We start from the raw sequence: 15,349 nt of genomic DNA on the forward strand, positions 1-15,349 counted from the left end.
GAGAAAATCCTGTAATATTCAAAAAGAAAACTCGCCAATTTGACGAGTTTGTGAACTTAAAGAAGCGGTGAGAGTAACCTTGCTGTTGACTCAATTAACCGTAAGCCAATATGCCTTTTCCTAAATGAGACTAATTCAAGCTCCTTTGCGTATTCTAAATCATTTATATATTCTGCCACTAATTTTTGGGTGCTTTTTGTCCGAAATAAAAAGGCATTAACCTCGAAATTCAAATGAAAGCTGCGCATATCCATATTTGAAGTCCCTATAGAGGCAAGTTCATGATCAACAATGACGATTTTACTATGCATAAACCCGCGTTCATATTCATAAACCTTAACACCAGCTTCTAATAACTCTGGAAAATAGGAACGTGAGGCATGAAAGACAATTCGTTTGTCAGGCCGGTTAGGTACAAGCAATCTCACATCAATCCCACTAAGGGCAGCTACTTTTATCGCAGAAAAAATGTCCTCATCAGGGATAAAATATGGTGAGGCAATCCAAACAGACTTTTTAGCAGAGGTAATCATCGAGAAAAAAATATTTTTGATTACACTCCATTCATTATCCGGACCCCCAGCAATTAGCTGAACCCCACCATGATTTTTTTCATCTATTTGCGGAGACAAATATTCTGCCGTTAAGAAGCTATGATTGGTCATGTAATACCAATCTTGTAAAAAAATCAGCTGCAATGATCGAACGGCTTCCCCTCTTAACATCAAATGGGTGTCTCGCCAGTAGCCATAGGTTTGATTCCTTCCTAAGTATTCATCACCAATATTAAGCCCGCCGACAAACCCTATCATTCCATCAATCACAATAATTTTCCGATGATTTCTGAAATTAAATTTATTATTTAAAAATGGCAGTTTAACAGGTCCGAAACAAACCGTTTCAATCCCAGCCTTTTTCATATCATTAATATACTTCTTTGATAATTTCCAGGACCCTACTGCATCATAGAGGAATCGAACCTCTACCCCTTGCGCAGCTTTCTCAATTAATAGCTTTTTTATTTCTTGCCCAATACCATCATCACGGACAATATAATACTCGATATGGATATGATGTCTGGCTCTCTTTATTTGTTCAAGAATATGATGGAAGGTTTCCTCCCCATTTGTTAATACCTTTGTTGACGTGTCAAATGAAATGGGGCTGTTCCCTAACTTTTGTGCCAATGAAAAGAGCCTAGCCTGGTGCTCCCCCATTAAACTAAGTTTTTCTTCACTTCGTGGGTCATTTTCACCCTCCACAGTTAAAAAAGCCTGTTTATCAAGAAAGTACTTCTTCCGGTACATTTTCTCCTTGCGATAATTCCTCCCAAATAGTAAATAAAAGAAAAAGCCAACTAAAGGAAAGCTTCCTAAAACCACCAGCCAAGTAATCGTTTGAGTCGGATGTCGGTTTTCCAAGAAAATAACAAATGCAATAAAAATGACAGACAGCGAAATTAGGAGGCTTAAAAAACCGAAAATACCGCCATCTAAATATTGCTTAAAGAAAAACGAAAGTACGGATAAACCTACTATAAATAGAACAACCCTTACCGTGTTTTTCAGCCTCATCACCGCCATTGTTAATAAATCCAATGTAAAAAATACCGATTTCAATAGTAGAAATCGGTACGTTTATTTGAAATGTTTTCTTATTTCAGCAAACACATTTTCAGCAATTATCTCTTTACCATACTCCTGAATTCGATGGATAGTTAATTGTGTTTCATAACCATATTCTAATAAGATACTTAGGATATCATCTATTTCGTCCTCTTCAAACAATTCTTCAGGAAACTCAGTATATAAATAATATTTATTATTAAAGTTGTACAATACAGTGATTAAATCATCAAGTCCGCCTCGATTTGACAACATAATGACGTCCTCAAAATCTTTGAAAGCAATTAAAAATTCTAAAGACTCTTCTTCAAGAATAAGTTCATCATCGTCGCGATGTCCAGGATTGAAATGCTGATCCAAGATATCTTCAATATTGCCATCAATAGGCAAATCCTTTAATTTTTCATTTGGAATTGGAAGCTCAAACTTTTGTCCGTCCTTTGAAACATGTGCTTTCGTTACAAGAATTTCCAGTCCTTTTTCTAACGCCTGCACCTGGATCCACAGAGGTCCCTCCACAACAAACTCTTCTTCTTGATGGACTTCATCCATCATTTCCCAAAAGAGTTCTTCACTTCGCTCCCGATTGTACCAAATTTCTTCACGATCAAAGCCTCGTTCTTCTATATCACCATAAGAGATGTAAAACTTTACTGTATTCTCATTAATTCGTTCGATTTCCATCTTTACCTCTCCCTTCCGTTTCCATATTGAAGGGACAAAATACCCCCAGCAGACAATGCTTTTAGCAATTTCCCAAAGAATTATTGTAGTGTAAAAAAGAATATAATCCTTGTACTTTCATTTTATGATAAAAGTATTAATTTGGGAAATAAAATAACCTTTAATTGCAAAAACCATTAATTTGCCTATTAATTAGATATTCCTTACATTGTAACAAAATGAAAGAGAAATCTCAAATTAATTGGCATCAAGAATAGAAAAAAGCCCTCATAATGAAGGCTTTATCGTTTTAATTTAGTTCACCATGCGCTGAGCTTCTCTTAATTGGAAAGTTCTTACTCTCCTCGGAAGAAAACGTCTAATTTCATCTTCATTATAGCCAACCTGCAAGCGCTTTTCGTCGATAATAATAGGGCGACGTAATAATCCAGGGTTAGCTTTAATTAATTCGAATAAATCTTGCAATGGCATTGTGTCTAGATTTACATCTAATTTTTGAAAAGTCTTAGATCGTGTAGAAATAATTTCATCCGTACCGTCTTCAGTCATTCGAAGAATTTCTTTAATTTCTTCAATTGACAATGGCTCAGAGAAAATATTTCGTTCAGTATATGGAATTTCATGTTCTTCTAGCCATGATTTTGCTTTTCTACATGATGTACAACTTGGTGAAGTGTATAATGTTACCATTCGTCTCCACACTCCTCTTTTAATTACTATCCATCTAAATCTATAGTAAATCGCTTGATTAAAATTATTATAAATAAGTAATTTATATCATTAATTATACACCACTGTTCCTAAAAAAGGTATCCCTTTTTCAAAATTAATTGAATGTCCAATTAGTAAGGTTTATTATTAGTTTTCAATATATTTGACGAATATAACGCAAAAAGGTTTCATTATTTCAAAAGGTTTTAATCTTGTCATCAAAAACAAATAATCTAATATAATCTTCGCTTTAATCATTATTTTTTTGTAGGTTTCACAGATAGTAGTGAAGCTAAAATTACGAATAATTTTCTCAATTAAATTCATAAGGTTGAAAACGCATTCATTTTTTTGTAATAATATCGTTTTTTATTCTTTTCCCTCTTTTAATAACCGGCAAGTTCTTTTAAAATGAACATAAGGGGTTTTACAATACAAACCGGTTAATCATAATGATTGATTTGTAAAATGGAGGTTTTATCATGGGTGGGTACATAGCTGATTTAACAATGGTTGCAATTCTTATTATTGGTATTACTGCATTTATGGGTGTAATAACGAATGGATTCGGTGAAAAGGTCTTCGGAGGTAAAAACCGTTCTGAATTCGTTGAACAAAGTGCGAGGTTCCAAACAGGATGGAAAAGCGTAGGTGGAAAGAAGAAGTAACACGCAACTGACTTGATTACCAGTATATATTTATTTATAATAGATATAAATAAATGATTAGCTTTAGCGATGATAAAGAGTAGTACGTATTTTTAACCGATTCAGAGAGTTTGTGGCTGGTGGAAACAAACACGGAAAAATACCGAATGGACTTTTGAGCTTCTTTTCTGAACCTCTATTATTGATAGTAGGAAAAGACGTTTTCCTTGCGTTAAAAGGATACCAGACTGTCTTTTAGGATGGCTGGAAATGAGTGACTCTTTTGAGTAATTTAGGGTGGTACCGCGAACCATTCGTCCCTATCGTTGTGGGGACGAATGGTTTTTTTTGTATATATATATTTAGGAGGAAATCGGTCATGAAAACAATTTTTTCAGGAATTCAGCCAAGTGGTACGATAACAATAGGAAATTATATTGGAGCTATGATGCAATTTGTTGAATTGCAAAATGATTATAATTGCTACTTTTGTATCGTTGATCAACATGCCATTACTGTCCCACAGGATCGTTTAGAGCTTAGAAAAAATATCCGCAGCTTAGCTGCCTTATACCTGGCTGTTGGTATTGATCCAGAGAAAGCTACCTTGTTCATCCAATCAGAAGTTCCAGCACATGCGCAGGCAGGATGGATGATGCAATGTATTTCTTATATTGGTGAATTGGAGAGAATGACCCAATTTAAGGATAAGTCATCAGGTAAAGATGCAGTTTCAGCAAGTTTACTAACCTACCCTCCATTAATGGCTGCTGACATTCTCTTATACAATACCGACCTAGTCCCTGTTGGAGATGACCAGAAGCAGCATATGGAATTAACCCGCGACTTAGCGGAAAGATTCAATAGAAAATATGGAGAGATTTTAACCATCCCTGATATTCGTCTACCTGAAGTTGGTGCAAGAATTATGTCACTGCAGGAACCAACCAAGAAAATGAGCAAATCTGATCCAAATAAAAAAGCATTTATCACACCATTAGATGAACCCAACCAGATTACGAAGAAGATTAAAAGTGCTGTAACAGACTCAGAAGGAATTGTTAAATTTGATAATGTGAATAAGGCTGGAATATCTAATTTACTCTCTATTTATTCCATACTAGCCAATAAGACAATCCCAGAGCTTGAAGAAATGTATCACGGTAAGGGCTATGGTGATTTCAAAGGTGATTTAGCTGATGTAGTTGTAAATGTATTTAAGCCGATTCAAGAAAAATATAATCACTTAATGGAATCCAGCGAACTTGACAGGATTTTAGACGAAGGTGCCCAAAAGGCAAACCAAGTTGCCAGCAAAACCCTTAAAAAAATGGAAAATGCAATGGGACTAGGAAGAAAGAGAAGATAAAAAAATGCACGGCCGCATATCAATTGCGGCCGTGTTTTTTAATTTACTTTAGGTCCATGCTCCATTTCCCATAGCTTTTCAAAAAATGGCTGACCTTTTATTAGATTTTCACAAAATGTTTCATGACGTCTTGACCAACCATATTTTGTTTCCTCAAACAACTGCTGCCAAGCACTTTCAAAATTCAATTCCTGAATGGCTGAATATCGCTCAGGACACCATTCAGTAAACCAATATCGAACTTCCGCTTCATTCTTTGATGTATGTAATTGATCTAGTGCCATAAATAAAAGCTGCTTTAGCTGACGCTCTTTTCGTGTCAGTCCAGTCATCAATTCAGGCTCAGGTGATAAAATATGAAAATCCTTATCCATTGAACTCTTTTGAAAATGATATTGTTTTGCCTCGTGCGCTGCAATCATCTCATACACTAGCTGCTCTTGCCTTGGAATTAACCTGCTCTTTCTAATTGGTATGGAATAACCAATTGTATCGACGGCTAATATCCCCACTCCATCTGTCACCACAAAGCAGTACTCGAGTTGAACTCTTTCATGGTTTTTTCTTAAATAGGCCTTTTGAAAAATATCATCTAGAAGCTGTTGAGGTAACTCTGAGAGATCGTTCTCAATATAATTAAAGAGAATCGGTTCAACTTTTAACAAAGGAGCTTGGTCTAACAGCTCAACACCGTCATCTTTGCGCCATTCATGAAAGTGGCACACATTATATCCGTTTTCTTCACCTTCAAACCAATTTACCCAAACATCATGAAGATACAACATTGTACAACCCCTCACTTCAAGAAACTGTTTGTCAATCAGTATGGGCAGACATAAGTTAATTTATTCCTGAGTTGGAATGTATAAAAAAAAAGCCTATTTTTTTCGGCCTTTTTTAGATTGGATATCTTCAGCGAGTAAATATTTCTTTGCTGGTAAAGTAAAGGATACTTTTGTAGAGTAAGAATGGATTTTATAATAATCTTCCACAATTTTAAAACCAGCTGCGTACCCAAGCAATTTAGGAAATCTTCCTTCTCCAAATAATAAATCATCGTGTTTTCTTGAACCTTTTTTCAAATCCAAATTGTCATTCAAATAAGTTTCCCACCATTTTTCCAGTTCGGTATCACTGTACAGTGTACACCAATCAGCTAAATAGTTTCTCCCACAGTGGACTAAAACAGCGTACTCCGCAAGACCTTCAATTATGATTGAATCCAGCAAGGTATACTCTTCGAATCTTTTAGATTGTTTATTTAATCGGCAAATATGATGGTATTCATGAACAAATAGCGCCTCTAACTCTTTAGAGGTTATACGGCTTGAAAGAAATAGAAACATTTTATCTGGGTAGGAGACTCCTCCTTTAACCTTTTCTGTTTGTCGGGAAAAGAAGCTTCTATCTTGACCAATTGGAAACAGATAGATTGGGATATCTGGTCCTTCCCATTTCCTCTTATAAACATGAAAAAATTTTTCTACTTCTTCCCAAACATTATTATCTTTCAAGGAAGTGAAAATTTCTTTGGTCATTCTAGATGGCCGATACATTCCAAACTCGATTAATTGATTATAAATTTTTGAAGCACTTAGTCCTTTAAAATCAGGGAGGAGCTTTTCGCATATTTTAGTCGGACGATCAAACTCCTCCTCCAGCCACTTATCTGTTCGAATGATACCCATATCCTCACTCCAAAACATATCATTTTTTACATTTTATGAATGATATGAAAAGTGGTTCGGGTTGGTTGTCCGAATATAGAAAAAAAGCCGACCAGGATTATTTCCTGGTCAGGCTGCTTATTTTTCATATTTTTTGAAGACAATCGTTGCATTGTGGCCGCCAAAGCCTAGCGAGTTACTCATTGCTGCTTTAATTTCTTTTTGGCGAGCCGCATTTGGAACATAATCTAAATCACATTCTGGATCTGCTGTTTCATAATTAATGGTTGGAGGTAGAATGCTCTCTTTCATTGCAAGTACAGTAAAGATTGCTTCAACACCACCAGCTGCTCCAAGAAGATGACCAGTCATTGATTTGGTTGAACTGATTGCGAGATTGTATGCATGGACTCCAAAAACTTCTTTCACTGCCAGTGTCTCAAATTTATCGTTATACTCCGTACTTGTTCCATGAGCATTAATATAATCGATTTCTTCAATATTTAGTCCGGCATCGTTAATCGCCATCTTCATCGCACGTGCACCGCCTTCACCGCCAGGGGCAGGTGCTGTTATATGATATGCATCACCTGTTGCACCATAACCAACAATCTCAGCATATATTTTTGCACCTCGGGCTAATGCATGTTCTAACTCTTCAAGAACTATGATACCAGCACCCTCACCGATAACAAAGCCATCACGATTTTTATCAAATGGTCTGCTCGCACTCTTTGGATCAGGATTTGTCGAAAGAGCTGTATTCGCACAAAAGCCAGCTACTGACATTTTTGTAATTGGCGCTTCCGCTCCACCAGTAATCATGGCATCAGCGTCACCACGCTGAATGACTTTAAAGGCATCACCAATTGAATTCGTTCCTGTTGCACATGCTGTTACTGTACAAGAATTAAATCCTTTTGCACCTAGTCTAATCGAAACTTGACCTGTTGCCATGTCTGGAATTAGCATCGGTACAAAGAATGGACTTACCCTGCGGTACCCTCTTTTTTGAAAAACTTCATACTGTTCTTCAAATGTTTCCATTCCGCCAATCCCTGAGCCAATCCACACTCCAATACGGTCCGCATTTTCATCAGTAATCATTAATTTTGAATCTTCAACAGCCATGAGTGCTGATGCAACCGCATACTGAGTAAAACGATCCATTTTTCTTGCTTCTTTTCTATCCATAAAAGTTTCAGGATTAAAGTCGTTAATCTGTGCGGCAACCTTAGCAGGATACTCCTCTGCATTCACTCTTGTTAAAGGTCCAATACCAGATTTCCCTTCAATAATCCCTTTCCACGTCGTTTCAACATCGAGTCCTAGCGGGGTAACCGCCCCAAGACCTGTAACCACAACTCTGCGCTTTTCCATTTGTGACATCTCCTTTAATACACTTCATGGTATAGTTAACTACCCTTTTATTTACCCCATCTAATTGCAATGGCACCCCAAGTTAATCCACCGCCAAAGCCTACCATAACAATAAGGTCATCATCTTTGATTTTTCCAGCCTCTATTTCCTCGACGAGAGAAATCGGAATAGACGCAGAGGAAGTATTTCCGTATTTATTAACTGTCTTTGACATTTTTTCAACCGGCAGTTCCAACCTTTGTCTTGAGGCTTCCATAATCCGAATATTGGCTTGGTGAGGGATTAAGAAATCAACATCATCTTTTGTCAGTCCTGCCTTTTCGAGAACATGGACACAGCTTTCCCCCATCTGTCGAACCGCAAATTTAAAGACTTCCCGTCCATTCATAATAATATACTCATCTTGATAAAGATGTTTAGAACCAGTACCGTCTGCACCCAGTTCAAACGATAGAATTCCTCTACCTTCAGAAACCGCTCCAACGATGACAGCACCAGCACCGTCTCCAAATAGTACTGCAGTGTTTCGGTCATTCCAGTCGGTTATCTTTGAAAGTTTTTCAACACCCACTACTAGAACATATTTATAAGCTCCGGATTCAACAAACTGCTTTCCGGTAATAATACCGTACATAAAACCTGCACAGGCTGCACTAACGTCCATTGCTGCAGCTTTTTTCGCACCTAACCGCTCTTGAAGCATACACGCAACGGAAGGGAAGGGCTGATCTGGAGTTACGGTTGCGACCAAAATTAAATCGATATCTTCCGGCGTGATTCCTGCATCTTCAATTGCCTTTTGTGCAGCTGCAAGCCCCATATCAGAAGTCTTTGTATTATCATCTGCGATACGGCGTTCTTCAATGCCTGTTCGTGTCCGAATCCATTCATCTGATGTATCCACCATTTTTTCTAAATCTGCATTTGTTACTATCTTCTCTGGTAAATACCTTCCAATTCCAACAATTCCAGCGTTCAAGGAATCATCTCCTTATATAATTCATCTTTAATTATTATCAATTATTATGACTTGGTACTAATTTTATCAAATAAAAGTGTATTTAAGCAACAATTAAATCACCAGCCCCCGCATATGTCCATACCATCTGTTCATAAACTTCATAATCTAAATGGAGAATTATAAGTAAAAGGAGGAGCTTACTTTATGGGAAAAGAAAGTCATCAGGATGACCGCTTTTCAAGAATGATGTTTGGTGATAGAAGAGAGAGTATACGAGGCAGTCACCATCGTGACACTGACAACAATTCATCTTCACTTGATATTGAATCTATAATCGAAAACATAAGCAAATTGAGGGATTCCTCCCAAAATTTAAAACCATTATTTCAGATGGTTTATCCTTTTGTACAAGGATTTTTGAATAAAAAATAAGCTGCCTTTATGGCAGCTTTTTTACTTTTATTTACTATATATTCGATGCGCATGTTCTATTTGCTTGGCCAAGCCAACGGATATTGGAAGAGTGCTAGTAACGATCATTTTTGTTAAATTTTCTTCCTTTATTTTCATTAAGCGGTTTGATTCTTGTTCGTTTATTCGAAGGAATGCTGCACATTTATCCCATTGATTACTCTTTCCACTTTGGAGTAGGTACCTTCCAGGTTCATGGTTTTCGATGATTTCTACTAATAATTTGGCTGTATCCTGAACAAACAAGGCATCACCTGTCTCCTCCCGTAATCCTCTAAAAGGTTTTCCTCTATTCATTTCCGATAAAATAGACGATTGAAACATAAAAGTATCAGGCTGCCATGGTCCATATAGTGTTGGTAAATAGAGTAAATGAACTTTTTCATTCTGAACTTTGATCCTATTTATGAAATCTTCGATAATTTCCTCAGCCTTTGAATCAATGTCTTCGCTTAACATTTGGCTTGGTACTAGGATAACAATTGGTTCCCATTGGTTCTTAGTTATTAACTTGAGTAACATGTTTTCATTTAGTAAGTATTCTTCCTTATATCGCATATAAAGGTCGTAAACAGAGAGTACAATCGCCTCGTTTTCGTTTGAATCATTTGAAATATCCCCTAATGAAACCTCAGTAAAGTTAGCATTTCGGCCAATTTCTAATCTTTTCTCAACGAGGATATCACTTTCATCTTCTGTTTCAATTTGTACTCCCCTTACTTCTATGCCTTTATCCAGTAATGCTTTGCATACATGAAAATTCACAAAGTCAAATACTCCAATCATTACGACCTTGTCCATTACACTTCCTGCCTCCCCGAGCTTCATTATTGAATCCTATGCGGCTTTATTCAGAAATATATCTCATCCGGGGAGGAAGTGTCATAGTACTTTCTCAAACTGATTAAAAAACTTTTTCATCATATTTCCAAGTTGTTGCTTCTTTTCAGGCACTATATATGTTGGGCTAATATCTGTGTTAGCCAGTAAATGTTGTAACTGTTTGGATTGATTATAGGATTTCCCACTCGCCATAACATGGATAATCTTTATCGGTACACCAAATTGCAATTTCACTTCATCATCCATGCTTTCTAGTTCCTTCACAAGCAAAAGTGGATCTATCTTATGGGCAGCAGTCACTTCCCGCATTAATTTTTTGTAAAAAAACTTATGTTCCTTTTCAAGTTCGATATGTTTTTTTAATGAAAGAATGGGATTTAATAAAACGACTGATCTTAGTTGCCCTTGCATTTTCTCCATTAATCTGACAGCTACAAGAGCCCCCATACCTTCTGCGATTAGGTGAACTTTATTATTAAGAATCTCGCTTCTAATTACTTGTTGATACAGCCTCTGTGCAAGGTCTACTGCTTGATCACTTCCCCAGTTTCGCCCATACAAATTTGAGGAAAAAATAGTATATCCTGATTCTTTCAATTGGTTGATAATGGCCAGTTTTCCTTCATTTTGACTCCAAAAGCATTTGCTTTCGTCAACAAAATGTCTTTCATCTCCAATTATTAAAATTCCAAAACCTGTGGGCTTTTCAGGGTAATGGATGATATTCCACTGGGTATCCATCTGAAAATTCCGGTTCTCCATCGCTAAATCTCCTTTTACATATTTCCTCAAAATATTGTATGTGATTTCACATGATATGAAAGGGAAAATAGCCTAGCAAATCGGAAACAATCCCAGTTTTTATCATCAAATTTAAGCGAATGGATGAATGTCAATTTTTGCGTTTATTATTTGAAAAGCGTATGGTAATATTATTAGAGATGATAAATAGGGTAGAGGTGAAAGATAGTGCGATACTTTTGGACTTTTTTCTGGGCGTTTGTTTTAGTGCAAATGCTTTCATATGTAGTTAGTTCAATGACAGAAGGTGGAGTTTTCGACTTCAAATCAGGGGCCATTATTTCTGTTGGTGTTTTCATTTTAATTGTTATTGCTTCAGCAGTACTTCCAAATGAACCTGTAGAAAAACATTAATTTCGTATAAAAAGGTCATCCATAATCTGGATGACCTTTTTATTTTCCTTCCTTATCCAATGGTTATCGTTAATTCACCAGTTTCAATTGTTACACTCACCACCGAATGATCAAGAACTTTCCCAGCTATGATAGCCCGTGCAAGTTTTGTTTCGATATTCCTTTGGATAAACCGCTTTAATGGTCTTGCTCCATAGATTGGATCAAAGCCATTTACAGCAATGAACTCTTTGGCACTGTCAGAAATCGTAATTTCAATTTCCTGTTCCTTTAACCTGATTTGAAGCTCCTTCATCATTTTGACGACAATATCCTTTATTTCAGTTAACGATAAAGGTTTAAATAGTATCGTTTCATCTACCCTATTTAAAAATTCAGGCCGAAAATGACTTTTTAATTGAGCAAGAACCTTCTCCCTAGTACCCTCTGATATTTCAACTTCATTTTCATTACGTTCCAGTAGAAAATGAGATCCAATATTGGAGGTCATGATGATAACTGTATTTTTAAAATCCACTGTTCTTCCTTGTGAATCTGTTATTCTTCCATCATCAAGTGCCTGCAGGAGAATGTTAAATACCTCAGGGTGAGCCTTTTCAATCTCATCCATAAGGATAACGGAATAAGGTCTTCTTCTGACCGCTTCAGTCAGCTGCCCGCCCTCTTCGTACCCTACATATCCAGGAGGTGCTCCGATTAGCCTTGAGACAGCATGTTTTTCCATGTATTCAGACATATCTATACGAATGATTTGCTCTTCACTATCAAACAGAGCCTCAGCAAGGGCTTTTGCAAGCTCTGTCTTTCCAACACCGGTTGGCCCTAAGAAGAGAAATGACCCTATCGGTCTGTTTGGGTCCTTAATGCCGGCACGTGCACGTAGAACTGCATCTGAAACCAATTGTACCGCTTCATTTTGTCCAATTACTCTTTCGTGTAATATGGACTCTAATCGAAGTAGTTTCTCTCTCTCTCCTTCGACCAATTTGGAAAGTGGGATTCCTGTCCATCTTGATACGATATTCGATATCTCTTCTCCAGTCACTTCCTCACGAAGCAGCCGTTCATTATTTGATGCGCCTGATTCTAGCTCCAATAATTCTTTTTCTGCCAAAGGAATTTGACCATGTCGAAGCTCAGCAGCACGGTTTAAATCATATTTATCTTCAGCTTGCTGTAGTTCTCTTCGAAGTTTCTCTAGCTGTTCCCTTTTTTCCTGCAATTTTTGTATTCCTTGTTTCTCATGGAGCCATCGAGCCTTCATGCTGTTTGCTTGATCCTTTAACTCAGCAAGCTCCTTTAAAAGGGACTCAAGTCTTTTTTTACTTGCATCATCCTGCTCTTTCCTTAAGGCTGCCTCTTCTATTTCCAACTGCATCACCCTGCGCGTTACCTCATCTAGTTCTGTTGGCATCGAATCAATCTCAGTCCTGATTAACGCACATGCCTCATCTACTAAATCTATCGCTTTATCAGGCAGAAAGCGGTCAGTAATATACCGGTCTGATAATGTAGCTGCTGCAACAAGTGCATGGTCATGGATTTTGACACCGTGGTGAACCTCGAATCTTTCTTTTAAACCACGTAAAATGGAGATTGTGTCCTCCACATTAGGTTCTTGAACAAGTACTTGTTGAAATCTACGTTCAAGTGCTGGGTCTTTTTCAATATATTTTCGGTGTTCATCAAGTGTAGTTGCCCCAATACAATGAAGCTCACCACGAGCTAACATTGGTTTTAACATATTCCCAGCGTCCATAGCCCCATCCGTTTTTCCTGCTCCGACTATGGTGTGCAGCTCATCAATGAATAACAGGATTTGTCCTTCACTTTTTTTTACCTCATTCAATACTGCTTTTAATCTTTCCTCAAATTCACCTCTAAACTTGGCTCCCGCAATAAGTGCACTCATGTCTAATGAAAAAATGGTTTTATCCTTTAACCCCTCTGGAACATCTTTTCTTACAATACGCAGGGCCAGCCCCTCAACGATGGCAGTTTTTCCTACTCCAGGCTCCCCAATCAATACAGGATTATTTTTTGTCTTCCTCGATAATATTCTGATAACATGACGGATTTCAGCGTCTCTTCCAATTACAGGATCTAGTTTGCCTGCCTTTACTTCGGCCACAAGGTCCCTTCCATATTTATTGAGCGCATCGTAAACAGCCTCAGGATTTTGTGATGTCACCCTTTGGTTCCCCCTTATTTCCTTAATTGCGGACAGGATATATTCCGCTGTTTTTCCATTCGATTTTATTATTTTTCCCATTTCCGAATCTTTATCGTAGCAAGCAGCTAATAAAATATGTTCGATAGAAATAAAGTCATCAGAAAACTTTGCAGCAAATTCCTCTGCAGTAACAAAAAGTCGTTGCAGCTTGGACGTAATGTAGAGCTTTCCGTGCTCAGCACCGCTTCCAGTAACCTGCGGCTTTTTATTAAGGGCAGTCTGCAAAGCTTTTTCTATGGTTTCTGTTCGAATATCTGCTTTCTCTAATATAGCTTTTAATAAACTATCCTCTTGACGCAGAAGTGTTAAGAATAAATGAAGTTCATCTACCTCTTGATGGCTGTTTTTTATAGCTAGGGACTGGGCATCGATAATTCCCTTTTGCAACCGCTCTGTCATACGATTTAAATCCATCCTTTTCACTCCTTTGACCATTATTGACCTTTATAAATTTATTATATACGAATATGTACTCAAATATAAAATAAAAGCCATCCGCTGGGGATGACTTTTACAAATGTATTAAGGTTTACGCTGGTAAGTCCAAATGCGTTCGTCGTTTGACGATTCAGGAAACTTGTCTCCTGCTTTAAGTTTTATTTTCTTTGGATTGTTAACAGTAGAGCCTGTGTCACCAATTTCTATATACACACCATTATTTGGTGCCTTTTGTCCAGATTTAAACTGACGATTTTGACCCATTTTTGTCCCTCCTTTTCATGTACATCTTTATTATTTCCATTTAATCTGAGGGTCATTAAAGGAATAATTATGAAATAGTTTAATTTTGACGATTGTATGAACTTATGCCACAATCATTGATATATAAGCTTAGTTTTCAATATAATTATAGTATTATCTACCCCTTTAAAGGTGGTTATTCTTATGCAGTCAATAAAAGAAATACCTGTAAAGTTAACACAACTGTTTGAAACGGTTCACCATATGAAGAAAATTGAAAAAGGCACTTTTCTGTTCCAGGAAGGTTCCGCAGGTACTGAACTATATATCGTTCAAAGTGGAATCATTCAAATCAGCAAGATTATCCCTGATGGCCGTGAACTCACACTAAGAATGTGTTCAAGAGGAGACTTTATTGGAGAACTGGATTTATTTTCTCCAGCCCCTAAGTATTTATTAAGTGCCCGCGTTGCTGAGAGCGGCGAGGTAGCTGTTATTATGAAGGATGTTCTTGAGTCGAAGCTTGCAAACAACAATGAACTCTCGCTTGAATTTATGAAATGGATGAGTATGCAGTATCGAAAAACGCAGACCAGATTTAGAGACCTTGTCCTACATGGCAAAAAAGGTGCATTGTATTCAACACTCATCCGAATTACTAATAGTTACGGTATAAATACCAATCAAGGTATTCTGATTGAATTACCATTAACAAATCAAGAATTGGCAAATTTTTGCGGAACATCACGGGAAGTAGTCAATCGTTTGCTAAGTGATTTGAGAAAAGCAGGTATTATCTCAATTGATAAAGGGTCCATCACCATTCATGATTTAGATTATCTCAAAAACGAAATTGACTGTGAGGACTGTTCTACAGAAATTTGTAAAATAGATTAAAAAAATCGGTCACTTTGACCGATT

General features: G+C 37.1%; 16 protein-coding genes and 1 other annotated feature. Of the genes, 5 read left to right on the top strand and 11 right to left on the bottom strand.

What is annotated here, in order from left to right; all coding sequences use genetic code 11:
• Positions 1-56 precede the first annotated feature (56 nt).
• The 3 genes from cls to spxA form a co-directional block, all read right to left on the bottom strand.
• Complete coding sequence (cls, locus tag M3189_RS02660) at positions 57-1,568, bottom strand: cardiolipin synthase (RefSeq protein ID WP_251632077.1); 1,512 nt, start codon at positions 1,566-1,568, stop codon at positions 57-59.
• A gap of 69 nt (positions 1,569-1,637) precedes the next feature.
• On the bottom strand, positions 1,638-2,309 hold the full coding sequence (mecA, locus tag M3189_RS02665; RefSeq protein WP_251631655.1) for an adaptor protein MecA: 672 nt from the start codon (positions 2,307-2,309) through the stop codon (positions 1,638-1,640).
• A 294-nt stretch (positions 2,310-2,603) separates the two neighbouring features.
• On the bottom strand, positions 2,604-2,999 hold the full coding sequence (spxA, locus tag M3189_RS02670) for a transcriptional regulator SpxA (protein ID WP_045519743.1): 396 nt from the start codon (positions 2,997-2,999) through the stop codon (positions 2,604-2,606).
• A 503-nt stretch (positions 3,000-3,502) separates the two neighbouring features.
• Here spxA and M3189_RS02675 point away from each other — a divergent pair.
• Together M3189_RS02675 and trpS are read left to right on the top strand one after the other, a co-directional pair.
• On the top strand, positions 3,503-3,688 hold the full coding sequence (locus tag M3189_RS02675; RefSeq protein WP_251631657.1) for a hypothetical protein: 186 nt from the start codon (positions 3,503-3,505) through the stop codon (positions 3,686-3,688).
• 60 nt (positions 3,689-3,748) lie between these two features.
• Positions 3,749-3,992: a binding site (T-box leader), on the top strand.
• A 54-nt stretch (positions 3,993-4,046) separates the two neighbouring features.
• The gene (gene trpS / locus M3189_RS02680; protein WP_251631659.1) at positions 4,047-5,036 is read left to right on the top strand and encodes a tryptophan--tRNA ligase; all 990 of its coding nucleotides are present in this window, start codon (positions 4,047-4,049) and stop codon (positions 5,034-5,036) included.
• A 38-nt stretch (positions 5,037-5,074) separates the two neighbouring features.
• Here the strand turns inward: trpS and M3189_RS02685 are convergent, their stop codons facing one another.
• From M3189_RS02685 to M3189_RS02700, 4 genes are all read right to left on the bottom strand, one after another.
• Entirely contained in the window at positions 5,075-5,821 is a 747-nt protein-coding gene (locus M3189_RS02685) for a YjbA family protein (RefSeq protein WP_251631661.1), read from the bottom strand.
• A gap of 93 nt (positions 5,822-5,914) precedes the next feature.
• Positions 5,915-6,724: a DUF2268 domain-containing protein gene (locus tag M3189_RS02690; RefSeq protein ID WP_251631663.1), complete on the bottom strand. Its 810-nt coding sequence runs from the start codon at positions 6,722-6,724 to the stop codon at positions 5,915-5,917.
• A 117-nt stretch (positions 6,725-6,841) separates the two neighbouring features.
• Positions 6,842-8,083, bottom strand: coding sequence for a beta-ketoacyl-ACP synthase II (gene fabF / locus M3189_RS02695; protein ID WP_251631665.1), 1,242 nt, complete (start codon positions 8,081-8,083; stop codon positions 6,842-6,844).
• 47 nt (positions 8,084-8,130) lie between these two features.
• Positions 8,131-9,063, bottom strand: coding sequence for a beta-ketoacyl-ACP synthase III (locus M3189_RS02700; RefSeq protein ID WP_251631667.1), 933 nt, complete (start codon positions 9,061-9,063; stop codon positions 8,131-8,133).
• A 186-nt stretch (positions 9,064-9,249) separates the two neighbouring features.
• On the opposite strand from M3189_RS02700, the gene M3189_RS02705 reads away from it, so the two are divergent.
• Entirely contained in the window at positions 9,250-9,477 is a 228-nt protein-coding gene (locus M3189_RS02705) for a hypothetical protein (RefSeq protein ID WP_251631669.1), read from the top strand.
• A 27-nt stretch (positions 9,478-9,504) separates the two neighbouring features.
• Here M3189_RS02705 and M3189_RS02710 read toward each other — a convergent pair whose 3' ends face one another.
• Complete coding sequence (locus tag M3189_RS02710; RefSeq protein ID WP_251631672.1) at positions 9,505-10,317, bottom strand: hypothetical protein; 813 nt, start codon at positions 10,315-10,317, stop codon at positions 9,505-9,507.
• 81 nt (positions 10,318-10,398) lie between these two features.
• Positions 10,399-11,121 carry a hydrolase gene (locus M3189_RS02715; RefSeq protein WP_251631674.1) on the bottom strand — a complete coding sequence of 241 codons (723 nt, stop codon included), beginning with the start codon at positions 11,119-11,121 and terminating at the stop codon, positions 10,399-10,401.
• A 207-nt stretch (positions 11,122-11,328) separates the two neighbouring features.
• Here M3189_RS02715 and M3189_RS02720 point away from each other — a divergent pair, with 207 nt between their 5' ends.
• Positions 11,329-11,514 (top strand): YjzD family protein, encoded by a 186-nt coding sequence (locus M3189_RS02720; protein ID WP_251631677.1) that lies wholly within the window; start codon positions 11,329-11,331, stop codon positions 11,512-11,514.
• A gap of 52 nt (positions 11,515-11,566) precedes the next feature.
• On the opposite strand, the gene clpB is transcribed toward M3189_RS02720, so the two are convergent.
• A complete protein-coding gene (clpB, locus tag M3189_RS02725) occupies positions 11,567-14,161 on the bottom strand; it encodes an ATP-dependent chaperone ClpB (RefSeq protein ID WP_251631678.1) in 2,595 nt (864 codons plus the stop codon).
• Positions 14,162-14,269: 108 nt separating this feature from the next.
• Complete coding sequence (locus M3189_RS02730; RefSeq protein WP_251631681.1) at positions 14,270-14,449, bottom strand: YjzC family protein; 180 nt, start codon at positions 14,447-14,449, stop codon at positions 14,270-14,272.
• A gap of 183 nt (positions 14,450-14,632) precedes the next feature.
• On the opposite strand from M3189_RS02730, the gene M3189_RS02735 reads away from it, so the two are divergent.
• Positions 14,633-15,325 carry a Crp/Fnr family transcriptional regulator gene (locus M3189_RS02735; RefSeq protein WP_251631683.1) on the top strand — a complete coding sequence of 231 codons (693 nt, stop codon included), beginning with the start codon at positions 14,633-14,635 and terminating at the stop codon, positions 15,323-15,325.
• Positions 15,326-15,349: the final 24 nt, after the last annotated feature.

It is taken from the genome of Neobacillus niacini, from assembly GCF_023715415.1.
Lineage (GTDB): Bacteria > Bacillota > Bacilli > Bacillales > Cytobacillaceae > Neobacillus > Neobacillus niacini_C.